Source organism: Metabacillus sp. SLBN-84 (assembly GCF_053629595.1).
On sequence record NZ_JBRJIP010000001.1, the window covers coordinates 3490297 to 3512527 of the forward strand.

24 protein-coding genes are annotated in these 22231 nt (G+C 44.8%); 8 read left to right on the forward strand and 16 right to left on the reverse strand.

Features of this window, described 5'->3' with window-relative positions; all coding sequences use genetic code 11:
• Positions 1 to 59: 59 nt before the first annotated feature.
• From RKD52_RS17670 to RKD52_RS17685, 4 genes are all read right to left on the reverse strand, one after another.
• Entirely contained in the window at positions 60 to 170 is a 111-nt protein-coding gene (locus RKD52_RS17670) for a YhdX family protein (protein ID WP_087946378.1), read from the reverse strand.
• Positions 171 to 434: 264 nt separating this feature from the next.
• Positions 435 to 1322, reverse strand: coding sequence for a YitT family protein (locus RKD52_RS17675; RefSeq protein WP_454100739.1), 888 nt, complete (start codon positions 1320 to 1322; stop codon positions 435 to 437).
• 337 nt (positions 1323 to 1659) lie between these two features.
• Positions 1660 to 2469, reverse strand: coding sequence for a pyrroline-5-carboxylate reductase (gene proC / locus RKD52_RS17680; protein ID WP_454100740.1), 810 nt, complete (start codon positions 2467 to 2469; stop codon positions 1660 to 1662).
• A gap of 66 nt (positions 2470 to 2535) precedes the next feature.
• Positions 2536 to 3624 (reverse strand): mechanosensitive ion channel family protein, encoded by a 1089-nt coding sequence (locus RKD52_RS17685; protein ID WP_454100741.1) that lies wholly within the window; start codon positions 3622 to 3624, stop codon positions 2536 to 2538.
• 222 nt (positions 3625 to 3846) lie between these two features.
• On the opposite strand from RKD52_RS17685, the gene RKD52_RS17690 reads away from it, so the two are divergent.
• Positions 3847 to 4416 carry a thioredoxin family protein gene (locus tag RKD52_RS17690; protein WP_454100742.1) on the forward strand — a complete coding sequence of 190 codons (570 nt, stop codon included), beginning with the start codon at positions 3847 to 3849 and terminating at the stop codon, positions 4414 to 4416.
• Positions 4417 to 4444: 28 nt separating this feature from the next.
• Here RKD52_RS17690 and RKD52_RS17695 read toward each other — a convergent pair whose 3' ends face one another.
• From RKD52_RS17695 to RKD52_RS17715, 5 genes are all read right to left on the reverse strand, one after another.
• Entirely contained in the window at positions 4445 to 4900 is a 456-nt protein-coding gene (locus RKD52_RS17695; RefSeq protein WP_454100743.1) for an OsmC family protein, read from the reverse strand.
• An 80-nt stretch (positions 4901 to 4980) separates the two neighbouring features.
• A complete protein-coding gene (locus RKD52_RS17700; protein WP_454100744.1) occupies positions 4981 to 6054 on the reverse strand; it encodes a copper resistance D family protein in 1074 nt (357 codons plus the stop codon).
• Between the two features lie 6 nt (positions 6055 to 6060).
• Entirely contained in the window at positions 6061 to 6612 is a 552-nt protein-coding gene (locus RKD52_RS17705) for a copper resistance CopC family protein (RefSeq protein ID WP_454100745.1), read from the reverse strand.
• A gap of 347 nt (positions 6613 to 6959) precedes the next feature.
• Positions 6960 to 7577, reverse strand: a complete 618-nt coding sequence (locus RKD52_RS17710) for a DedA family protein (RefSeq protein ID WP_369735419.1) — start codon at positions 7575 to 7577, stop codon at positions 6960 to 6962.
• Between the two features lie 69 nt (positions 7578 to 7646).
• Entirely contained in the window at positions 7647 to 9116 is a 1470-nt protein-coding gene (locus tag RKD52_RS17715; RefSeq protein WP_454100746.1) for a potassium/proton antiporter, read from the reverse strand.
• 299 nt (positions 9117 to 9415) lie between these two features.
• On the opposite strand from RKD52_RS17715, the gene RKD52_RS17720 reads away from it, so the two are divergent.
• From RKD52_RS17720 to RKD52_RS17745, 6 genes are all read left to right on the forward strand, one after another.
• Positions 9416 to 10057, forward strand: a complete 642-nt coding sequence (locus tag RKD52_RS17720; protein WP_454100747.1) for a cobalamin B12-binding domain-containing protein — start codon at positions 9416 to 9418, stop codon at positions 10055 to 10057.
• Positions 10050 to 10793, forward strand: a complete 744-nt coding sequence (locus tag RKD52_RS17725; protein WP_454100748.1) for an STAS domain-containing protein — start codon at positions 10050 to 10052, stop codon at positions 10791 to 10793. Before RKD52_RS17720 ends, RKD52_RS17725 begins: the two co-directional genes overlap by 8 nt.
• Positions 10794 to 10880: 87 nt before the next feature.
• Complete coding sequence (locus RKD52_RS17730) at positions 10881 to 11252, forward strand: DnaJ family domain-containing protein (RefSeq protein ID WP_454100749.1); 372 nt, start codon at positions 10881 to 10883, stop codon at positions 11250 to 11252.
• Between the two features lie 99 nt (positions 11253 to 11351).
• Positions 11352 to 12476 (forward strand): AI-2E family transporter, encoded by a 1125-nt coding sequence (locus RKD52_RS17735; protein WP_369735427.1) that lies wholly within the window; start codon positions 11352 to 11354, stop codon positions 12474 to 12476.
• Positions 12477 to 12537: 61 nt separating this feature from the next.
• Complete coding sequence (locus RKD52_RS17740) at positions 12538 to 13503, forward strand: cation diffusion facilitator family transporter (protein ID WP_454100750.1); 966 nt, start codon at positions 12538 to 12540, stop codon at positions 13501 to 13503.
• 264 nt (positions 13504 to 13767) lie between these two features.
• Positions 13768 to 14631, forward strand: a complete 864-nt coding sequence (locus RKD52_RS17745; RefSeq protein ID WP_454100751.1) for a DUF6612 family protein — start codon at positions 13768 to 13770, stop codon at positions 14629 to 14631.
• 100 nt (positions 14632 to 14731) lie between these two features.
• On the opposite strand, the gene chrA is transcribed toward RKD52_RS17745, so the two are convergent.
• The 5 genes from chrA to RKD52_RS17770 all read right to left on the reverse strand — a co-directional run bounded on the left by chrA (position 14732) and on the right by RKD52_RS17770 (position 18967).
• Positions 14732 to 15904 carry a chromate efflux transporter gene (gene chrA, locus RKD52_RS17750; protein WP_454100752.1) on the reverse strand — a complete coding sequence of 391 codons (1173 nt, stop codon included), beginning with the start codon at positions 15902 to 15904 and terminating at the stop codon, positions 14732 to 14734.
• Positions 15904 to 16206 carry a PadR family transcriptional regulator gene (locus RKD52_RS17755; RefSeq protein WP_454100753.1) on the reverse strand — a complete coding sequence of 101 codons (303 nt, stop codon included), beginning with the start codon at positions 16204 to 16206 and terminating at the stop codon, positions 15904 to 15906. Before RKD52_RS17755 ends, chrA begins: the two co-directional genes overlap by 1 nt.
• Positions 16207 to 16331: 125 nt before the next feature.
• Complete coding sequence (locus RKD52_RS17760; protein WP_454100754.1) at positions 16332 to 16772, reverse strand: FixH family protein; 441 nt, start codon at positions 16770 to 16772, stop codon at positions 16332 to 16334.
• Between the two features lie 81 nt (positions 16773 to 16853).
• Positions 16854 to 18071 (reverse strand): amidohydrolase, encoded by a 1218-nt coding sequence (locus RKD52_RS17765; protein WP_454100755.1) that lies wholly within the window; start codon positions 18069 to 18071, stop codon positions 16854 to 16856.
• 2 nt (positions 18072 to 18073) lie between these two features.
• Positions 18074 to 18967, reverse strand: coding sequence for a LysR family transcriptional regulator (locus tag RKD52_RS17770; protein ID WP_454100756.1), 894 nt, complete (start codon positions 18965 to 18967; stop codon positions 18074 to 18076).
• Between the two features lie 198 nt (positions 18968 to 19165).
• On the opposite strand from RKD52_RS17770, the gene RKD52_RS17775 reads away from it, so the two are divergent.
• A complete protein-coding gene (locus tag RKD52_RS17775; RefSeq protein WP_454100757.1) occupies positions 19166 to 20437 on the forward strand; it encodes a uracil/xanthine transporter in 1272 nt (423 codons plus the stop codon).
• 19 nt (positions 20438 to 20456) lie between these two features.
• Here the strand turns inward: RKD52_RS17775 and RKD52_RS17780 are convergent, their stop codons facing one another.
• The gene (locus RKD52_RS17780; RefSeq protein WP_454100758.1) at positions 20457 to 20816 is read right to left on the reverse strand and encodes a hypothetical protein; all 360 of its coding nucleotides are present in this window, start codon (positions 20814 to 20816) and stop codon (positions 20457 to 20459) included.
• A 506-nt stretch (positions 20817 to 21322) separates the two neighbouring features.
• Positions 21323 to 22135, reverse strand: a complete 813-nt coding sequence (locus RKD52_RS17785; RefSeq protein ID WP_369735439.1) for a YihY/virulence factor BrkB family protein — start codon at positions 22133 to 22135, stop codon at positions 21323 to 21325.
• Positions 22136 to 22231 lie beyond the last annotated feature (96 nt).

The window sequence follows — 22231 nt, forward strand, 5'->3', positions numbered from 1 at the left end:
TCTGGATGATCTGCCTTTTCAAGAGACAAATGTATCAAGGACTCACATGGCAGCAGGATTTACGGCTTTACAGCTTCTTCTTCCGCTTTCTCAATTAAAGTTGCTTCGTACATTTCCTCATCAGTCTGCACTTTAATACTCTCTTCCACACGAATTCTTCCTTTACCCATTTTATCTCCTCCTTTATTGATATCATAATTAATCTGAAAATTTAGTAAATAATGATTTCGCCCTATTTATTTGACGAATTTTTGAAGTCTGTGTAAGTGGATAAGAAAGTTCATCCTACTTTATCTGCAAAGTTTCGACTTTTAGCTTTCTAGAATCCACTCAGACGTACATTTTGACGAATTGCCTAAAAAAAGGACTAATGGCTTATGCGGGAAATGTCTTATTCCATCATTTGATGATGTTTTTTTCCGGATTGTGTCATGCTAGTGAATGCTTCTCTTTTTAAACCTGCCGCCTCTGACTTCGGTTATGTTTGCTACTGCCAGAAATGCAGAAGGATCCAGCTCTTCCACAATCAGTTTCAGCTTAGCTTCTTCAAGTCTTGTAATCACGCAGAAAATGACTTTCTTGCCTTCACCCGTATATGCGCCTTCTCCGTTTAAGTAAGTGACTCCCCGCCCAAGCCTGGCAAGAATAGCCTGACCGACCTCATCCGGATTTTCACTGATGATCCAGGCAGATTTTGATTCATCAAGCCCCTGAACGACGACATCAATCGTTTTATATGCTATAAAATAAGCAATCAGCGAATACATGGCCCGGTCCCACCCGAATACAAATCCTGCACTTCCCAAGATAAACAGGTTGAAAAACATAATCAGTTCCCCTACAGAAAAAGGAGACTGCTTGTTAAAGAGAATAGCCAGAATTTCCGTACCGTCAAGCGAGCCGCCGTATCTGATGACAAGCCCGACGCCAATACCGAGAATAATCCCTCCAAAAACAGACGCGAGAAGCAAATCTTCGGTTAAAACAGGAACAGGATGCAATAGAGCAGTTGCAAAACTCAGCACGACGACACCAAACAGAGTAGAAAGAGCAAATGTTTTTCCAATCTGATTATAGCCGATGAACAGGAAAGGGACATTGAGGAAAAAAAGAAAAAGACTCAGCTTCAAATTTGTCAGGTGAGACAGAATAATCGAGATTCCCACAATTCCGCCGTCAATGATGCGATTTGGAACGAGGAAAATCTCAAGACCGACAGCCATTAGGACCGCACCCGAACAAATGAGCACCATCCGCTTTCCAATCTCTGCTTTTGGCAGCTTTTTATGCTGTTTGATCAAGGAAACTTGATGGGGCTCCATTTATCCTCCTCCTTTTAGTCACTCTTTTTCTTGTGGATTTATATATTAAATATAAGTACAGAATGAACGCGGCATGACTATTGAGCAAAAAAAAAACCACCCTTAATCCGGGTGATTGCTGCAAATCTCTGTGATAAAATGAAAATAAAGAAAATTCGGACGGTGATGCGGATGAAACTGGTCAACATATGTTTGAAATGCAATGGAAAAGGAAAAATCAGATCCAAACTGCCTTTTTTCAAGAAAACCTGCACTCTCTGCAATGGGACGGGCAAGCGTCAGACGACAATAAAAGAATCTAAGCGCGCCTGACCGTCCTCATCCTCTTTTCATTTTTCTATTGATTCTCCTGCCACTTGCCCAATGCTTTTCGATTGGTGGCGATAACTGCCTCCTTGATCAGACGGCTGTATCCGCCCTCTACAAGAACGTTTATTCCTTCCGCTGTAGCTCCCCCTGGTGTTGTCACTTGTTCTCTCAGTTCCTTCGGCGCTTTTTTCAGCTTCAGCATGGCAGAGGAACCGGCCATCATTTGAGAGACAAGCTTTGTTGCATGTTCATGTGAAATTCCGTACGTCTCTGCCTGTTCGATCAAGCTCTCCGCAAATGCATACAGAAATGCAGGGGCACTTCCTGTAATGGCCGTTAACTGATGAACCTGTTCCTCTGTGCACACCTCTGATTCACCTATCGCATCCAGTACATCCTTCAGCATCAATTTATGATGTTCTAAAGCAGCCTGACCATAGGCAGCAAGTGACATCGACTCGCCGATTTCAGAAGCTGTATTTGGCATGATCCATGCTGCAGGTACATGCTGGCCGAGATGTTCTTCCAGAAAGGACGGGCCGATACCGGCTGCAATCGTCACAACAAATTGCCCCTTTAAAATCGGTTTAAGCTCCTTCAAAAATTCAGGGTGAGCTTCAGGAGGCATAGCCAGCAGAATCATGTCCGCTTTTTCAGCATCACTGCTCCAGTTGAACGAAGGCCTGATGCCGTACTTGTTCTCAAGATACAGAAGCTTTTCTCTGTTTCTATGATTCGATACATAAATATCCTCGATGTTCGGGGATTTTACGAGCCCGGAAATGATGGATTCTGCCATCCGGCCTGCACCGATAAAAAGAATCGTCTGTTTTTTCAAAGCGTTCTTCCTCTCTTTATATCATGTAATCAGTGTACCAGAAAAACCGGTGCATCCGCACCGGCTTTAGCTGTACTGCTTTTCTTTTTCTTTAACTTCCTGTTTGGCTCCTTCAACGTAAATGGTCCGGCTCGGAAATGCGAAATCGACGCCTTCCTCTTCCAGGATTGCCATGATTTTAAAGTTGATGTCCTGCTTCACGCTTAAATGGTCGGCATAAGCAGTTGTTTTCGTAAAGAAATTAAGGAAAATATTGAGGCTGCTGTCGCCAAAAGCGTTAAAAACAACGTTGATTGTTTCATCATGAACGCCGTCATGCTCTGTAAGCATATGCTCAATTTTTTTCACGCACGTCTTAAGCTGTTTCTGCGTTGTATCATAAGTGACCCCAAGTGTGAACTGAATCTGCCTTTTCCCCATCTTCGTCCAGTTTGTAATCGGCTCATTGGCAAGTGTAGAGTTTGGAACCGTCACAAGGGCCTGAGCGAATGTCCGGATTTTTGTGCTCCTGAAGGATATGTCTTCTACAACTCCTTCTACACTTGGTGTTTTGATCCAGTCACCAAGGGTAAACGGCTTCTCTGTGATAATAATAATGCCTCCGAAAAAGTTGCCGATCGTTTCTTTGGCAGCTAGGGCAAAAGCAAGTCCTCCAAGACCGAGTCCGGCGACAAACCCGTTAACATCATAATTAAATTCCTGGGCAATGATGCTGAAAGTAAGAGCCAGAATGACAAATCTCATGACTTTGGATAAAAATGGCCCAAGAATATCATCCATCTCAAGCTCAAACCGTTTGTTTACTTTATCAAAAAGCAGAGATGATGATGCTGTCAGGTTATACAGTCCCCACGCCAGTGTGAGAACAATGGAAGACCGGTAAAACTGGCTGAGTATGTCCCTTTGATTGTCCAGAAAAGGAGAATACAGAATCGCCAAATACAATCCGATCAGAATAAAAAACATCCGCAGCGGTTTATCATAGGCGACCAGTACATTTCTGAACAGATCTGTCGGCGTTTTGCTGCTGAATTTAAGAATCATCTTAAACACATATTTCGTAAACAGCTTGCGCAGGACCATGAACAGAACGAAGATCCCTATACTGACGGCGATCTCAATCAGGCTTTCAGTTGAGGTATATTTTTCAAGCAATATGTTTCTCTCCCTTATGTTTGTATCCCTTATGTTTTTCACAAAATACTATTATACTAAACTCTTCGAGATCCTCATGGTCTTTTAGTCCCTATTTGAAGAGACATTTTTCTTAAGCTTCCATTCCGTATTTATCAATCCGTCCGGGTCAGAACAACTTTCTGGATTTTTCCCTAAGATTCTGATACCGTTATCATAAAAAACCAGAGAGAGGTACATTCAATGTCACTAAACACTTGGTTTGCAAAAGGGTTAACTGCACAGGAATACATGGAGCAAATGAATGTCAACAAGGAAGAAATGACGATTATTCATGAGGGGTTTTCGCTGGATGAAGATGACATCTCCATTCTCGAAAGCATGAGAACCCAGTCTCTTCGCGTCATTGTCCTGACAGAAGACTGGTGCGGAGATGCCATGCTCAACAACCCGATTCTTTTGAAAATTGCTGAAGAGGCAGGGATGGACGTGCGTTTTCTGCTTCGCGACTCCAACCTTGACTTAATGGACCAGTACTTAACAAACGGAACATCCCGTGCCATTCCAATCTTCATCTTTATCGACCGGGACGGAAATGAAAAAGCGGTCTGGGGTCCGCGCGCCCCGAAAATCCAGCAGCTTGTTGACTCACTCAGAAAACATCTTCCTGAAAAAGATCACCCTGATTTCAAAGAAAAGCAGTCAGAGATGATCAAAAAACTGACTGCCGCTTATAAAGAAGACGAATCGCTGTGGAAAGAAGTTTCATACAGCATCATTACAACGCTCAAAAAACGAAGATTGCATGTATAAGCAATCTGAATAAACAGCAAAGCAGCCGTTACTCAGCGGCTGCTTTCTTGATTTCTGCCTGAAGTTCAATTTCCACATTCCCTTTAACCGCACGGCTGATCATGCACGAACTTTCAGCACGTTCAGCAAGTTTCTTCGCAAGCTCTATATCCTTTTCCGATGCTGCGGCTTTTAGCGTGATAACAGGACGATGCACGATTCGTTTATAGGTGATTACCCCGTTTACCACTTCAACAATCCCCTCAGATTCCATCGTTAAATCCTCTTTTTCAAGGCGGCTGCGCCCCATCATGGCCGCAAGCGTAATAATGTAGCACGTTGCTGCAGCGCCGAGGAGCATTTCATCAGGATTTGTTCCAACACCCGGCCCATCCATTTCAGGCGGTATGGAAACTTTTGTTTTCAGCTGTCCGCTCTCGATTTCCCCAACGTCATTTCTGAGTCCGGGCCAATGGGCTTTTAGATAAAAAGAATGTTCAGCCATATAGATCCCTCCAAAAATAATGTTCATCTCACCATTAAAGTATAGCTTCAGCAAACATGAATGTCAGAAATTGTGCTCAGTCAGGAAACCGACACACCGGACATCAGTCCCAAATAGGCTGAGACAATGAAAAGCAAAGCAAGAACAACGGCTGCATAAGCGTTTCTTTTTTTCATAAAACTTAAACCAATCATTCCAAGAAAAAGGCCTGCCAAAAATAATAGAAGGATGCCATCTATTGAAAAATCAAGGCTAAGCGTTACCTGAGGCTCTATGGCAAAGCCCTTGATCCACTCAAACAGGGGAGCAGCTCCTTCTGAACGCAGCGTCACGTTCACGTCGTGAGGCGGAGCCTGTGTTCCAAGAAAGCCTGTCAGAAAAAAAACAGTTCCAACTATCAAACTCTCTGCTCTGACCCACGCGAACGTTCCCCTTTCGCCTGCCTTCCTTCCGATAAAGCCATTTAAAAAAGCAAATACCAGCAGGGGGATAATCGCCAGATGCTTTAGCAGAATCACTTGGCCATACGACAGCGGCCATGCCTGCACATAATCCCGCAAATCAACCATCATGTTCATAACAAACAGACCCGCTGCGGTCAGGACCGCGAAACAGGCAACCGCAAAAGGCGTAAACCACTTAAGAAAGGCCGGCCAGTTTACAGGATGAACGGTAAACCAGGCTACATGAAGCAAAACACCCGCCCATAGAGCCACAGCAAGAAAATGAATACTGTGCGAAGCCATGCCCATCCAAAACGATAATGACGCAGCATGGCTTGCATAGCCAAGTGCAAAGATCATAAACAGCAGCAGCATGCCCTGAATGAATTTTGGACCATCCATATAAAGAACGAGCCATAAGACAATCGCAGCAGCCGCTGTGAGCATCCAGGATTGTCCAATCTGGAAATCCATCAGCACGGACTGCACGGTCTGGCTGATTCCTGCCGCTTGATAAAAGCTCAGGATCACCTTTAAAACAGGCAGAAATGTAAGCCCGATGATCAGAACAACAGACAGCAGCAAGAACCTCTTAGACACAACCATTTCAGGTTTTTTTGAGGCCGGTACAAGCTGCAGAACCACATGGCCAATTAAAAAGGAGAAAAGAATATAGGTTATTCCTTCTCCGATGGGTATCAGGATATTCACAGCTCTTTACCGTTTTTTTCTCATGAGAGAAATGATGAAAATAACGGCCAGAACGCCAATTGCCGCAAGGGCTATTGTCATAACCGGAGAGCCTTCCTCCGAAGCTTCTGCACTTCCGGTCTGTTCATCAGCCGGCTGTTCCTCTTGAGCTACTTCGGATTTCCCGCTGTCTTCAGGTTCTTCTTCCGTTTGCGGAGCTTCTTCTGCAGCCTCCTGCTGAACATTGAAAGCAAGCGTTCCTTCCATTTCATGTCCGTCTTCGCCGATAATTTTCCACTCAGCTGTGTAAGCTCCGTTTTCAAGCTCACTTTGAGGCGTGCCGATAAGCTTTTCCCCTTCTGCTTTGACCTCAACAGGCACCTCAGATCCATCTTTCACAAGCTTCATTGAACTTAGGGGTTCTATCTTTGTATCAAAGGTCAATTCGATTGTTTTCAATGGTTCTGTAACAGTTGAACCTTCTTCAGGAAGAGAAGAAGTCATATGTGTGTGCGCCATGACGGCATTAGGAAAAATCAGCAAAACGGCCATTGCCGCTATACTTATCCATTTTTTCATCTCGATCAATTCCTTTCACTTATATCATCCACTGTATCTTATCACGGTATACCGGCGGGACATCCGCCTAATTTCAACAGTTTTCTAAACTTCTGTCAGCACTGATTACATTGATAACGTGTTTTTTATGAGTTTGGATGCTTGTTTACACAAACAAAAAAACCCGGATATGTTTTACCTTCCGAGTTTTACTGAATGGACTTTCAGCTGATTTAAATCATTTTCTAAGAGAGTGCGGTTTTCTTCCCTTTCAATCTGATCACAAGCAAGAATCGCACGCTCCATATACTCGCTGTATCTAATGCCGTTTTCTTATGAAAAACATCCATTGTCTCAGCACTCATTCTCTAACCCCCGTGTTGCTGTGATTTTATTCTTTTTCTTTGAACATAGCGCAGCAGGATCATTCCTGCAAATAGTGCGCAGCCTGATGCTATAAAAGCCGGGCCAAAGCGGTTTAACAGGGCATTAACTGTTTCAGCCGAGTCTCCAAACTGGTTGCCGAGCCAAAAAAAAGCGAGAGCCCATATAAAAGCAGATCCGTATGCAAGCAGCGCAAATTTCCAGAACTTCACTTTGTTCATCCCCGCAAGAACGGGACCTAAATGACGCAGAAGCGGAAAAAAATAAGTGATTCCAAGCGTGTATTCTCCGTATCTTGAGAAACGAAGCTGAAATCGTTCAAACCGCCTCTTTGCCCTTTCTTTTCTGACAAGAATGGAAAGAGCAAGCCCGCCAAAACTTTTCCCAATTAAAAACCAGCATGTAAGGGCCGTCATAATGCCCAAATAAGATGTGAAAAAAGCAGGAACCGGATGCAGGATTCCGTGTGAAGATGCAAATCCCCCCATCATGATGATGACTTCGTTAGGAAGGGGAATAAAGAAGGTCCCCGCTGACAGCATGACGTAAAGGGCAACATATCCGTATTCCTCCATAAAAATAAGAAGCTCAGAACTCTCCATGTTTTTCACTGCCCTTTCGTTTAAGTGAGCCTGATTATTCTAAAGTAATGAAATTCCGAGTTCTGAATCCTACTCAGAAATCTCTGCCGCTTCATGGATTTCCCCTTGAAAAATCGCTTTGATTTTTTCGCGGTTCTTTTTAGAAACAAGAATATACAGCGTATCACCGGAGAAAATATTCGTTTCCCCCCGCGGCGTATGAAGTTTTTCATTCCTGATGACAGCTGTTATAAGCGCATCATTCGGAAGCTCAATGTCTTTGAGTTCTTTTCCTGAGACAGCAGCGCCTTCTCCGACTTCCAGTTCAACCATTTCATTGTTCGTCCTCCCGATTGAAATCAGCTCAAGCGAATGAGGCACGGAAATTTTCTTGCTTTCCGACAGTTTTAATTTGTTTGCAAGAGGCGTCAGGGTTGCCCCTTGAAGCAGTGCAGATGTCAGAACGACGAAAAAGACGACGTTAAAGATCAGCTGGCTGTTTTCAAGCCCCGCGAGCATCGGATAGGTTGCAAGGACAATCGGAACGGCTCCTCTCAGCCCTGCCCATGAAATAAACAGTTTTTCTTTCACTGTAAACTTGGAAGCAATCATGCTGAGGAACACTCCTGCCGGACGCGCGACGATCATCAGGATAATGGACAGCAGCAGTCCTTCCCAGATGATATCAACAAGCTGATTCGGGAATACAAGCAAACCGAGTAAAATAAACATTAGAATCTGCATCATCCAGGCGAAGCCTTCGTTAAAACGGATGATCGAATGACGGAATGTAAGATCCGAGTTTCCGACAATAACCGCCATCACGTATACCGCAAGCAGTCCGCTTGCATGTGCGGCCGTAGTAAGGCCGTAAGTAAGAATTGCCATGGCAAGTGACAGAACCGGATAAAGACCGGAAGAATCGAGATTGATTTTGTTTATGACCCAAACAGCCAGTTTACCAAACAGCAGGCCTGCCGCGAGCCCAAAACCCATCTCCCAGAAGAAGCGCAGGATAAGACCGAAGAATCCCGTTTCAGGCTGGCCGATTAAATGGATAATGGTAACGGTTAAAAAGACGGCCATTGGATCGTTTGTTCCTGATTCTGCTTCAAGTGTCGAAGTCAGTCTTTTCTTTATGTTTTTATTGCCGAGCACGGCAAAAACAGCTGCTGCATCCGTAGATCCGACGATTGCACCGAACAGAAGCCCTTCAAGCCATGTCAGATCCAGAACATATTTAGCGAATACCCCTATGATAATGGTTGTAACAAAAACGCCGATTGTCGCAAGCATAGAAGATGGAACGATGATCTTGCGTACATCCATCCATTTAGTCTGAAGACCTCCGTCAAAAATAATGATAATGAGGGCAATCACGCCAAAAAGCTGGGCAAGCTTTGCATTGTCGAAGTAAATATAATGGCTCAGCACCATCCCGACAGCAATAAAGAAGACAAGCGAAGGCAATCCAAGCCGCGAGGAAAACTTAGCGGTCATAACTCCGATTGTCAGGAGAACAGCGAATATGAGAATGATGTTATCTACAGAAAATGTCAATATGGCCTCACCTCTGGATTCAGATTTATATTAAAGAATATTTAAATGAAGATGTCAGCCTGGGGCTGGTATAAAGGAATTGCGGAAAGACCGGTTTTGAAGGTCCAAAATAGGGGAATAAGTCTATTTTATCGTATTTCTGCCTGTACAGTCTAATAATTGAACCGGGAAATGGGTTTCTTTTCAAAGCTGCTGGATGCTTCTTCCTCTTATAAAGCATCCCCGATATGGTAAGATAGTTTTCAGATGGCAGAAATCGGGTCATAACACATTTAATTGATGGATTCTGAGGTGACAGAATGAATATAGATACTGCTGCTTTTACAAGGTTGCTGCTTGAGGGCAATCAAAACAGCGCATGGAACATCTTAAAAAAAAGCCATGATGGCGGTGCACATCCTCTGGCGGTTATGCAGAAGCTATTAACTCCTTCTATGGCAAAGATTGGTTTGCTGTGGGAAGAAGATGAGATTTCTGTAGCTGATGAACATCTTGCAACCACAACCTGCGACTTTATTCTGTCGCGGTACAGAGAATACAGTTTAAAGCAAATACCGAAAACCGAAAAAAAAGCCATGTTTCTTTGCCTGGAAGATGAACTTCATCACCTGGGGCTGAAGATGGTTTCTATTTTGTTTGAATGGCACGGTTATCAGACGAGGCTGTTTGGAGCGAGCCTGCCGCTGGAATACGCTCTTGAATACGCAGCAGACTGGAAGCCTGATGTAGTCGGCCTTTCTTTTTCTCTCCGTAAAAACTCTGAACGTCTGTCACATTATATAGATGAAATAGAAAAACTTGATCACTCTCCTCAAGTGATTGTGGGAGGCAGACTGGTTACAGCGTCTGACTTTAAGCACTGCTGTTCAGAGAACACACAGCTTTTCTCGGGCTTATCGGACGCAAATGACTGGCTGCTGAAGGAAGACAGCCATGCTTGACGGCAAACATCTTCCGCTTCCTTTCTATAAATTAGATAAAAATTTCCGCATCATTGAACGTTCTTTGGCAGCAGGCAAGCTGTTTGAAGAGCAGGAAAGCTTTCTTGATCTGGCTGATGAGGACAGCAGGAGAAAAGCCGAGAAAGTGTTATCTTCCGGAAAAAGCGAAACAGAGCTTGTACTCAGAACCTATCAATCTCCTCTTGCTTTGTTCAAATTGAATATGAATACAGATGATGATTTTCTGTATCTTATCCTTACAGAGCAGAATTCAAAAATGGAGACGCTCGTTCAGCAGGTCGAGCTTCACCGCAGAAGACTTGCGGAAACAGACCTGCAGCTGCTGGCAAAAAAAGAAGAGGCAGAGGACGCTTACAGGAAAATCATTGAGCTTTCGTGTCCATTCATTATGCTCACGAAAAAGACCGCCCTTCTTCCACTCTACGGGGAATTGACGGAAGAGCTGATTTCAGCTAACGCCGGAAGACTTTTAAATCTGCTTCAGGAAACCTGCGCAGAACAGATCCTGATTGATTTTCATGGTGTCGGATTCATCGCTGAAACCGGCATGAAGGCTCTGGCAGATCTCGTGAAGGAATTCACCCTGATGGGGGCTTCCACCTGCTTTGCAAGCCTAAATCCGGTTCAGGCAAAACAGGTTTACCGTTGTCATACGTCACTGGATGTCACATATGTAAACAGCCTTAGTTCCGCCCTTGAAACCTATCTCTTATGATGGGTTTTTCTTTTTATCTCTCTTCACAGCAAGGATTTTGCGTGATGATACAGAAGTTCTCCTTAAACGCAAATACAGGAGGCTGCGATGAAAAAAGAACCTTACAAGAATGAGAACAGAGATTTGATGAGCTCGATTTATGATGAATTTGAGAAAAAAGGCGGTGCTGCAAAACTGCCGGGAATGGGAAAACCCCTGCCAAAAAGTGCTCTCGAAGGGGATATTTTCTCCAAAATCGTCAAAAATGCTAACTATCTGCCCGCATGGCTGCAGCGTCAAAAAGAAATCAAACAGCAAATTGAGATTGTTATGAAACTTAAAGATGAAAAACTGCGTATTAAAGAAGTTGAGCGGATCAATCAGGACATCATCAAATATAACCGTATGTGTCCGCCTGCTCTTCAAAAAAATCAGCTTTCAGCAGGCCAGCTTGAGAGCCAGTACAAACAGTGGGAATAATCACTTGGTTTCATTCAGTCCCTTCTCGGGAAAAGCTGATTATGGCAAATTGCCGAAGCTCACGAAAGTGAGAAATATTTTAGAAAGTGGTGCATCTATTTGCCGAAAGACAAAATCTTTAAAATCGGATACGGCATTATTATTTTTCTGACAATCATTCTTTTATCAACGAAAGTGGATTTCATCTTCAGACCTCTTGAAATCATTTTCACGACTCTATTCTTCCCTTTTCTTGTTTCGGGCATCATTTTTTATCTGCTCCGGCCCATTGTAAGATTTCTCGGGAGAAAAGGAGTTCCAAATACCATTTCCATCATTATTATTTACTTGCTTGTGATTGGACTTGGCACACTCGCTGTTTTCCTGATCGGTCCGCCGATTCAGCAGCAGTTTCAGCAGCTGATCAACAACTTCCCGCAAATCGTTCAGACTCTGCAGGACAACCTTCTTGCACTGAGGGAAAACAAATGGTTTGCCCGCTTTGAACAGAATGACATTATGACGTTTGAAAAAATGACGGCTTCTGTAACAGATTATTTTCAGTCAAATGTCAGCAATATCGGCAGCAGAATCACTGGGTTTATCGGCATTCTGACAAGCATAGCGACGATTTTTGTGACCGTTCCGTTTATCGTCTTCTATCTGTTGAAAGACGGGGACCATGCACCGAAACAAGTGCTGCGCTTTCTTCCATATACAAAAGCTGAAGAAGCAAAGCTGATCTTGAAGGACATGGATCATGCCCTCAGCTCCTATATTCAGGGGCAGGCTCTTGTCAGCCTTGTCGTCGGGGTCATGATGTATATTGGCTACCTGATTATCGGGCTTGATTATTCCATTCTCCTTGCTCTGTTTGCGATGCTGACTAACGTTATTCCTTTCCTCGGACCATTTATTGCGGTCATTCCGGCTGTGATTGTAGGCTTTTTGGACTCACCGTTTATGGTTATACAGGTTCTGATCGTGGTCATTATCGTCCAGCAGATTGACGGCAACGTAACATCCCCGCTGATTATGGGCAAAAGACTGGATATTCACCCGTTGACCATTATCCTGCTGCTGATTGTCGCAGGAAGCATGGGCGGCCTGCTGGGCATGCTTCTCGCCGTTCCGACTTATGCCATTTTAAAAGTCATAGTCAGTCATTCATACAGACTGTATCTGCTCAGAAAAGAAAAGAAGGATCCGCTCCGCAATTCATCAATTGACATCGAAACGGAGTAATTTTTCCGCATTTGCAAGATAGTAATAGGAAATGACCAAATAAAAACGGGCAGGTGGAACTATGTCGTTTTTTCAACTACTGAAAAAGGGAAACAAATCATCAGGGATTGCCGCTCTTGGAAATACGGCTTTGACCATTATTAAAGGGATTGCCGCCTTCATAAGCGGCAATGGAACGATGTTTGCAACAACTCTGCATTCAGCGGCAGACGCAATCAATCAGGGCTTCGTTTTTATCGGGAGCGCGCTTGCAGAAAAGGCTCCGACGAAGCGTTTTCCAACAGGCTTCGGCCGGGTGGTGAACCTTTTTGTACTCATAGCGGTAATCGTCATTTCCATAATGGCTTATGAAACGCTTCATAAAGGATGGGAACTGATCCAGCATCCGAAAGAGACCACAAACATTTTGCTGAATGCCGGAATTCTGGTGATTGCCGTTATTGTTGACGGGCTCATACTCATTAAAGCCATGAAAGAAATTGCACACGAAACAAGAACAGAAGGAAAAGGACTTGGGCTTGCCTCGAACGCATTCAAAAATGTGAGCCTTGCCTCTCCCCCGACCCGGCTTGTTTTTTATGAGGATATTATCGCAACGTTCGGTGCGCTTCTTGCTCTTGTATCCATTGTTGTTTCTTATTTCACCGGCCTCTATGTGCTTGACGGGATCGGCACACTGCTGATTGGAATCCTGCTTATTGTCATCGCAGTTAAAATCGGATATGAGAATACAATCGGCCTGATCGGGGTTGCTGCACCGAAAGATGTGGAAGACCGGATTGCCGAATTAATCCTGACTGACCCGGACGTTGATGATATTAGAAACCTCCGCATACTCCAGGAAGGCCGGAAATATCATGTTGAAAGCTACCTGGAGCTGAAACCGGGATTATCCCTTGCTGTAGCTGATGATATTAAAATCAGGGTCCGGGACCTGCTCTATACAGATCCGGACGTTGCCGATGTTGTACTGGGCATTTTTGAATCTGACGGAATTAAGACGTGGGGAGACGAACCTACCGTTTAAGTAATTAAGCTAAATACAATCCGAGCTGGGCTAACCAGTTCGGATTTTTTTATGGATAGGAAGGCCTTTTCGGCAAGGGAACCCCTAATGTGTTCTATTCCTGCTATTTTCCTATTTAAGGGTTTTAAACTGGACAACAAAGGGAAAAGTTCAAATGTTTTCCAATAGTGTCAGGGGGTTAAAAAAAGTGAAACTTTAAGTGATGTCAAACGTTTAAAAGTATGTACAACTTGATAGACCAAATCGGAGAGGAGCTTGTTTATTTTGAAAAAGTGGAGTTTATTGATCGGTTTACTGTTTACACTCGTTTTGGCCGGATGCGGACAGAGCGCAGCAACAAATGAGGAGAAAGAAGACAAACAAGCAGAGAAAGCAGAAGCTGAAACGACCGAAACAGCAGATAAAGAGAAAGAAGCTACAGCTGAAGAAGTCCTTGCATCGGCTTCCGAGAAATCAGCTGACCTTAAAAACTTCGCCATGGACGGAACAATGGATATGATCGTCACTTCAAGTGAAGGAAAAATGGAAACAACGGCCGACATGCAGACAAAAACGAATATCGAGCCGCTCGTCATGCAGCAGACGATGAATATGTCGGCTGAAGGACAGACAACTTCCATTGAAATGTATATGGATGACCAGTACATATACATGAACGACCCTGTTTCCGGAGGATGGATCAAAATGAGCCAGGCAGGACCGGGCATGGGAGAAATGATGAACCAGGCAAAAACAATGACGCCTGCAGACCAGATTAAGCAAATGGAAGCAATGGCAGACGACATACAGCTTGAAGAAACAGACACTGAGTATATCCTGAGCGTAAAAGGAAACGGCGAGAAACTGATGAGCCTGACTGGAAACATGATGGGTTCTGATCCGAACATGCAGGCTGTTATGGACCAAATGGACATTGAACAAATTGATTATACGTATACACTTGATAAAGAAACCTACTATCCGAAAGCCCTGGATATGGTTATCAAAATGTTCGTTACAGAAAACAACGAAGAAGTAGAGCTGCAGCAGTCCATCTCCACAAAGTTTTCAGAAATGAATGAGCTTGAAGGCTTCAGCATCCCAAAAGAAGTTCTTGATCAAGCTGTGGAAGTTCAGCCTGGAGGTTAAATGCGAATCATCCGGAATTTATTCCGGGTGATTTTTTTTGCTTTTTTTATATCCAACAGAAAAAAGACCCTCAAAAGAAGGTCTTTTCATCATTCATCTGCTATCCAATCATCCCAAGCACAATCCCGCCGGCAGCAGCCAGAAGTACGACAAGCCATGGAGGCAGTTTAAAGTAAACAAGCAGAGCGAATGCTGCCAGGGCAAGTGCAAAGTCTCCTGTCGATTTAATCGCACTTGTCCAGACCGGATCGTAGAGTGCAGCAAGGAGGATACCGACTACAGCGGCATTTACTCCCATCAGTGCTGCCTGCACGCTGCTTTTCTCCCTGAGAAAATTCCAAAACGGAAGCATGCCGACAACCAATAGGAATGAAGGCAGGAACATGGCAGCTGTCGCAACAAGAGCTCCTGTTACACCGTTCATGGACGCCCCGAGATAACTCGCAAACGTAAACAGCGGTCCTGGAACCGCCTGGGCGGCCCCGTACCCGGCAAGGAAGGTTTCCTCAGAAATCCAGCCCGGAGGAACAACCTCTCTCTCGATCATCGGAAGAACGACATGCCCTCCGCCGAAGACGATCGATCCGACACGGTAAAACGTATCAAACATTGCCATCCAAATAGACGGGAAGACCTGGCGGAGCAGCGGAAGTCCGATCAGCAGTCCCGCGAAAAGAATCCAGGCTGCAGCTCCTGTCTTTTTACTGATGGAAATAGCAAGTTTATCAGCCTTTGGAACGTCCTGATTCCGGTACATGATGTAACCGGTCACTCCGGCAATGATGATGATGGCAATTTGTCCGATTGCTGTCGGGAAAAACAGGGCGCAGACTGCAGCAATCACAGCGATGGCAATTCTCGGCCGGTCAGGGGCAAGATTCTTCCCCATCCCCATAATCGCCTGTGCAACAACCGCAACTGCAACAATCTTCAGACCCGTGATCCACCCGGCATCTTCAGCCTGAAAACCGGTAACAAAGTAGGCAAACAGGATAAGGGCAATCACAGAAGGCATCGTGAATCCAAACCAGGAGATGAAGCCACCGACCAATCCTCCTCTGACAATTCCTATGGATATGCCCACCTGGCTGCTCGCAGGTCCGGGCAGGAACTGGCAGAGCGCCACAAGATCTGCATAGCTGCGTTCGTCAAGCCACTTCCTCTTTTTCACATATTCATCTCTGAAATAACCCAGATGGGCCACTGGCCCGCCAAATGAAGTGAGGCCAAGCCTCGTTGACACCAGCAGAATTTCAATCCAAGTTTTAAGCATCAATACTCCTCCCTTAACACTTCTTTTGCAAGCTCTCTAAGCATTTTCTTAGCATCTTCCAGTGCTTGCTCTCCTTCTTTTGTGATGCTGTAGTATTTGCGGATCCGGCCATTTTCTTTCCGGTCTTCCCTCGTTAAGCAGCCTGCCTTCTCAAGATTGTGCAAGTACGGATAGAGTGTTCCGGGGCCGATTTCATATCCGTGGCTTCTAAGCTCCTCTATCATAAAAGAACCGTAGACCGGCTCTATTTTCGCATGGTACAGGATGTGAATTTTAATGGCGCCTAAAATAAATTCACGCACGAATGACCATCACCTTTCCTGATATCGAATACCGATATCGTTAATCAATATTGTAACAAAGATTTATTAATTTCATGTGAAGATTTCATCATTTATAAAACAAAAAAAGCCTCCGCTGGAAGCTTTTAGTGATGAGAATGTTCTTCGTTTGATTCTTCTTCCTTATTTGTGAGTTCACCTTTGCCGACAACAAATTCTTTTTTGGGCATCACATGCAAGTCACGTGCCGTGACATGTGTCTGAACAAAGTAGCTGCCTTCTTCACTGAACGATTTCTGAACTTCATAAATGCCGTCACCTGTGTGCTCCGCTCTGATCATTTCACTTTCTTCCTTGCTGTCTGCTTTCCAGATTTCAAACTGCACCTCGGAAGCATCTTCCACAGCCTGATCTCCTTGAGAGACAGTGACAGATAGGGTTTCTTCCTTGTTCAGGCTGATCGTTTCGGGAACGCTGATTTCAGCATGTACCATCAGTGAACCTTCTGCCGCGTTTTCTCCTTTTGAACAGGCAAAAAGAACAAACACAGCCGATACCATTAAAATCCCCGCTGCAATACGTTTCATCTTCCATTCATCTCCTATGAAAAAATAAAGCCCCTATTATTGTAACCGCTTCAATGGACAAGCACAACTCGGCCATTGTGGTTATTCTGCTTCATATACAGCCTTTCCTCCATAGAACACGGCCTTTCTCTTTGTTCTTCTCGCAATGGCTTCCGCAGAGCAGGATGCTTCTGTTAAAAGAAAATCCGCACGGTCTCCCGGTTTTGGCCAAAGCTGCTCACCTTCTTTTGACAGCGGAGTTATTCCCTTTGTGATATAGCCCAGCGACTGACTCAAGGCAAGTTCATCCTTCCACCGGTTTACCTGGGAAAGCACGTTAGCCTTCTCAAGCATATCCCCTGTCCCAAACGGATCCCAGTGGTCGGTAATGCTGTCATTGCCCAGATAAACGTCCACTCCTTCAGCCTTCATTAAAGCAAGCGGCATCTTAAAATCAAGGGGTACGGTTGAAGCAAGACTGACACCACGTTCTGCAAATCTGAGTGCAAGCTCCCGTGCTTCGCCTTCTGACAGTGCAGCAAGTCCAAATGCGTGGCTGATTGTCACAGGCTTTTTGAATTTTGCATCTTCAAGCATAGTTAATAGTCGTTTGATCGTATAAATGCCAAGGTGTCCTCTGTCATGCAAATGCAGATCGATTCCTGCCCCAAATTCCACAGCAATCTCGATCATCGCAGAGAGTGACTTTTCAATATCTTCATCTACCGTCGCAGGATCGACTCCCCCGACAAACTGTGCTCCATTTCTCATCGCTTCTTTTACAAGTTCAACGCTGCTGCTCCTGAGCAAACCATGCTGGGGAAAAGCTACGATTTCGCCTTCAAGCTTGTTCTCAAAGCTCTTAAATGCCTGCTGGATCAGCTCAATATGCTTCACACCGATAACCTGATCAACATTGCAGTGTGTTCTTACAAACCCTGTCCCGTTCATCAGCTGGAGCTCAAGCAGCTTTTCTGCGCGTTCCTGCACTGAGGGCAGCTGCTCGAGAAGAAGCGTTTGCTCCTCTTCTATTCTCGTAAAAATCGATTTCGCCTTAGTCGGGGCCTTCCATCTTCCTCCGTAATAAGTCTTGTCCAAATGGATATGCATTTCCGCAAACGAAGGAAGTGCCAATGCGCTTTCTGCATCGAACAACTCATAATCTTCCAATTTTCCTGAACCGGCAGGCACAATCTCTTCTATTCTCCCACCAGCAAGAATGAAATCAACCATTTCTGTTTCTGTAGCGGTTACATCTCCCAATTCATTAAAACCATAGCCCTTTTCAACAAGCACATTCTTTACAAGCGTTTTCTTCACGATTACCCCTCCGTCTGTCCCTTTTTCTTTTCTTGCAGATGATCAATAAAGTTCTGTGCCGTTTTCGGCAGGTAGTGATTTTTCAAATATATAAGTCCGGATTCCCCTAACCCCTCTGTCTCTTCAAGCAGATAAATGTGAAGGCCTGAAGGCGGTTTTAATTTGATGACCGTCTCCGGGACAATCGTTGCCCCGAAACCTGCTGAGACCAGATCAAAGAGAATGGTGACATCCGAGCATTCACATATGACGTCAGGATCAAGGTCCCTTGATGTAAAAACAGATAAAATCTTGCTGTAAAGACCGAGCCCTTCTGTACTTGGGATAATGAGAGGCACATTTACAGTTTCCTCTGCTTTAACCGTTCTTTGATCAGGATTAAGCGGACTTGAAGAGACAAAGTAAAACGGTTCAGGTTCAAGATGAATGACGTGATAATCATTCAGATCGAGAGGCAGTCTGACGATGGCAAGATCCAGGACTTTTTCCTTTAACAGCCTGCAAAGCTGGGCGGAATCATTCTGCTGAATTTTATAGGTCACATCAGGATATTTCTTTTGAAAATGCTTTAATAAACCGGGCAGCTTATCGTTTGAAAGGGTGTTCACCCCGATGGACAGCTTCCCCTTTTTCCCTGTCCCAGTTTCTTTCACCTCAAAAAGGGCCTCTTCCATTGCATCTGTTACTTTTAATGCATGCTGGTAAAGCTTTTCCCCGGCATCTGTCAGCTCAAGTGATTTCCCTTTGCGCTCAGCAAGAATAAGTCCAAGCTCTGTCTCCATCTGCTTCAGCTGCTGGCTGAGGGGCGGCTGGGCCATTTTCAGTCTGTTTGCAGCTGCTGTGATCTGGCCTTCTTCAGCAATTGCAATGAAATAATTCAATTGTCTGATATCCATATGCAACCCTCCTTATTACCATACTTTTTTAATATACTTTATTGATTATATAAATATTTTTCATATACATGACTGTATGATAGCATAAATTGAATGGATGAAGATGGATGTTTTTTAAAAATCTAATTACGGTTCCCACTTTAAAATGATGTTTGATAGATTAGATACTGAAGTATGTCAGAGAGGATCGATTGAAACATGAACAACTCTAAATTCACGACACCGCTTGCCTCCGTGCAGTGGCTGTTCTTTATTTTTGCAAATACGATTGTGGTGCCGATTTCAGTAGGAACTGCTTTTGATCTGACCCCGGACCAGATTGCCGTCACTCTCAGAAGCTCCCTGATTTTTACGGGTATTGCCTGCTTTCTTCAGGGGTGGATCGGCCACAGATACCCGATTATGGAAGGCCATTCAGGGATTATTTGGGGTCTGATACTTAACCTCGGCATGTCTGCGTCCTCACTTGGGATGAGTTTTACCCAAATTGGAGGGGGCATTGCTTCAGGCATTTTGCTCGCGGGCATTGTCACAATCATCCTTGCTGCTTTTAATTTGACTGCAGTGGTACAGAAGATCTTCACGCCAATGGTTGCGAGCGTCTATTTATTCCTGCTTGCCTTTCAACTGATTCTTACCTTTTTTAAAGGGATGATGAAAATAGAAGATGACGGAACCTTAAACGTGGCTGTGAGCTTATTTTCCATCCTGCTCGTTCTTTTTGTCAGCCTCCTTAAAATAAAAGGAAATGCCTTTCTCGGAAACTTTTCCATTCTGCTTGGAATTGCGGTCGGCTGGATTCTCTATTTGATCCTCTTCCCAGGCGAAACTGCAGCAGAATCCGTTTCTCCTGAAGGGTCCATTTTCTTCCCTCTTGGCCTTCCTAACCTGGAATGGGGAATTGTCCTAATTGCCTTTCTTGGGGGGATGATGAATCTGAGCAATACGATCGCTTCCATCCAGGCGGCTGCGAAGCTTTATCAGAACGAACCTGAACCTGCGTCCTTCAGAAGGTCCTTTTTCCTTACAGGCTCTTATTCCGTTGGCGCTTCACTGCTTGGCCTTGTTTCGTATGCGCCATTCACCTCTACCATCGGTTTTTTGGAGAGCACTCAAATACTTCGGCGCAAACCGTTTCTGATCGGCGGAGCAATGATCACGATTATGGGAATCTTTCCGCCTCTTGTATCCATTCTGGTCACTCTCCCGATCACTGTAGGCAACGCCGTCCTGTTTGTCGCCTATCTCCAGCTCTTTGGCACTGCGCTAAAAAGCATACAGGGCAAGGCATTTGATTCAAAAACCATCTTCCGGATCGCAGCCCCGCTTCTGATCGGCGTCAGCATCATGAACACAGATCCTGCCGTCTTCCGGGACCTATCCGTCTACATCTCCCCGCTGCTTTCAAACGGACTGATGATGGGGATATTGCTGTCGATATTGTTGGAGGCGTTTGTTGATTGGGAATAAGAAAAGCGGAGCCGACTGTTCAGGCCTGACAGGCAGAAAAGAAATCACCCGAAAAGTCTGGGTTTGACTTTTTGGGGGATTTTGTTCTGACGGAAGGACTAGGAGGCGGAGCTGGACAATGCGAAAAGCGGAATTGCTCGTTTAGCTCCGGGAGCCAGATAAGAAATTGACCAGAAAGGCCGGGTTTGCCTTTTTGGGCAATTTTGTTCTGGCAGAGGAGTTGAGCGATGGAGCTGGACAATGCGAAAAGTGGAATCAGCCGTTTAGCTCCGACAGGCAGAAAAGAAATCACCCGAAAAGTCCGGGTTTGACTTTTTGGGGGATTTTGTTTTGGTACTATCCGCCATTCCAATTCCCGGTTTTCAGAGGTACGATTCACTCTTACATACCCTCCCAAATCGTTTCTCAGTTTCCGAGGGTACGATTCACGCTTTTGCTTACCCTCCCAAATCGTTTCTCGGTTTCCGAGGGTATGATTCACGCTTTTGCTTACCCTCCCAGATCGTTTCTCGGTTTCCGAGGGTACGATTCGTGCTTTTGCATACCCTCCCAAATCGTTTCTCGGTTTCCGAGGGTACGATTCGTGCCTTTGCTTACCCTCCCAAATCGTTTCTCGGTTTCCGAGGGTACGATTCACGCTTTTGCTTACCCTCCCAAATCGTTTCTCGGTTTCCGAGGGTATGATTCACGCTTTTGCTTACCCTCCCAAATCGTTTCTCGGTTTCCGAGGGTATGATTCACGCTTTTGCTTACCCTCCCAGATCGTTTTTGACCTGAAAATACCGTACGTTTGACTACTTTCTTACGCTGTCAACATGCCGGATACAAAATAGCAAACACAAAAAACTCCAATCCCAATCGATTGGAGTTTTTTTTCAGTCTCTCTTAAACACACTTTTTCCCATTCTTCTCACAGGCTTTAATTGCATTGATTTCTCCTCCGATCAGGATGGCAAAGCCTGATAAATACAGCCACATGATCAGCACGATGACGCCCCCGATACTTCCGTATGTAGCATTATAATTCCCGAACTGCGAAACATAAAAGGCAAATCCGAGAGAAATCACTTGCCAGATGACAGTGGCGACGATGGCTCCGAAGTACACACTTTTCAATGTCATATCCTCATTAGGTGCAAGATAGTAGAGAACCATCAGCACCGCACACATCATGAAAAATGAAATAATGAATCTCAGGACGTTTAAGAAAATCTCATTTTCGCTCACGACAGAAAAGTAGTTGCCGACAAATTCTATAATGGCACTTCCGAAGATCGGGAGGACAAGTGTCAGCGCAAACGTCAGGACAAGTCCCACCGTCATAATGATGGCCTGGAGGCGGATTTTCCAGAACGGCCTCGTTTCCTCGACAATAAACGCTTTGTTCAGTGAACGGATTAAGGCGTTGGTAGCATTAGAAGCAGACCAGAGGGCCGCTAGAAGTCCGAATGAAAGCAGGCCCCCGTTTGGCTCATTTATCAGACCGGTCAAGTGGTCCGTCAGCATGGATCCCGCCTCAGCCGGGGCATATTGCTTAATAACGTCCACGATTGTCGCTGTCTCAATCTGCAGGTATGGAAGCAATGCTACAAGAAAAATCAGCAGCGGAAATAATGAGAGCAGGAAGAAATGGGACAGGACGGCTGCCTGATCCCCAGTTTCATGCAGCTGAATGCGTTTTATCAGTTCTTTTATCATTGTGCAGCACCTCCAATTGTAGTATTCTATTTTCCTAAAATCCTGCAATTGAAACCACATGTTTGCTTGCTTGTGAAACGTGGTATTCCTACAATT

Excerpts from the sequence above, each read along its gene's own strand:
- RKD52_RS17710 (WP_369735419.1), bottom strand. The coding sequence starts at position 7,577 with ATGGAGAGTTCTGAGCTTCTTATTTTTATGGAGGAATACGGATATGTT.
- RKD52_RS17760 (WP_454100754.1), bottom strand. The coding sequence starts at position 16,772 with ATGAAACGTATTGCAGCGGGGATTTTAATGGTATCGGCTGTGTTTGTT.
- RKD52_RS17705 (WP_454100745.1), bottom strand. The coding sequence starts at position 6,612 with ATGAAAAAATGGATAAGTATAGCGGCAATGGCCGTTTTGCTGATTTTT.
- RKD52_RS17695 (WP_454100743.1), bottom strand. The coding sequence starts at position 4,900 with ATGGCTGAACATTCTTTTTATCTAAAAGCCCATTGGCCCGGACTCAGA.
- RKD52_RS17730 (WP_454100749.1), top strand. The coding sequence starts at position 10,881 with ATGAAAAAAGAACCTTACAAGAATGAGAACAGAGATTTGATGAGCTCG.
- RKD52_RS17720 (WP_454100747.1), top strand. The coding sequence starts at position 9,416 with ATGAATATAGATACTGCTGCTTTTACAAGGTTGCTGCTTGAGGGCAAT.
- RKD52_RS17725 (WP_454100748.1), top strand. The coding sequence starts at position 10,050 with ATGCTTGACGGCAAACATCTTCCGCTTCCTTTCTATAAATTAGATAAA.
- RKD52_RS17670 (WP_087946378.1), bottom strand. The coding sequence starts at position 170 with ATGGGTAAAGGAAGAATTCGTGTGGAAGAGAGTATTAAAGTGCAGACT.
- chrA (WP_454100752.1), bottom strand. The coding sequence starts at position 15,904 with ATGCTTAAAACTTGGATTGAAATTCTGCTGGTGTCAACGAGGCTTGGC.
- RKD52_RS17775 (WP_454100757.1), top strand. The coding sequence starts at position 19,166 with ATGAACAACTCTAAATTCACGACACCGCTTGCCTCCGTGCAGTGGCTG.
- RKD52_RS17690 (WP_454100742.1), top strand. The coding sequence starts at position 3,847 with ATGTCACTAAACACTTGGTTTGCAAAAGGGTTAACTGCACAGGAATAC.
- RKD52_RS17770 (WP_454100756.1), bottom strand. The coding sequence starts at position 18,967 with ATGGATATCAGACAATTGAATTATTTCATTGCAATTGCTGAAGAAGGC.
- RKD52_RS17740 (WP_454100750.1), top strand. The coding sequence starts at position 12,538 with ATGTCGTTTTTTCAACTACTGAAAAAGGGAAACAAATCATCAGGGATT.
- RKD52_RS17675 (WP_454100739.1), bottom strand. The coding sequence starts at position 1,322 with ATGGAGCCCCATCAAGTTTCCTTGATCAAACAGCATAAAAAGCTGCCA.
- RKD52_RS17785 (WP_369735439.1), bottom strand. The coding sequence starts at position 22,135 with ATGATAAAAGAACTGATAAAACGCATTCAGCTGCATGAAACTGGGGAT.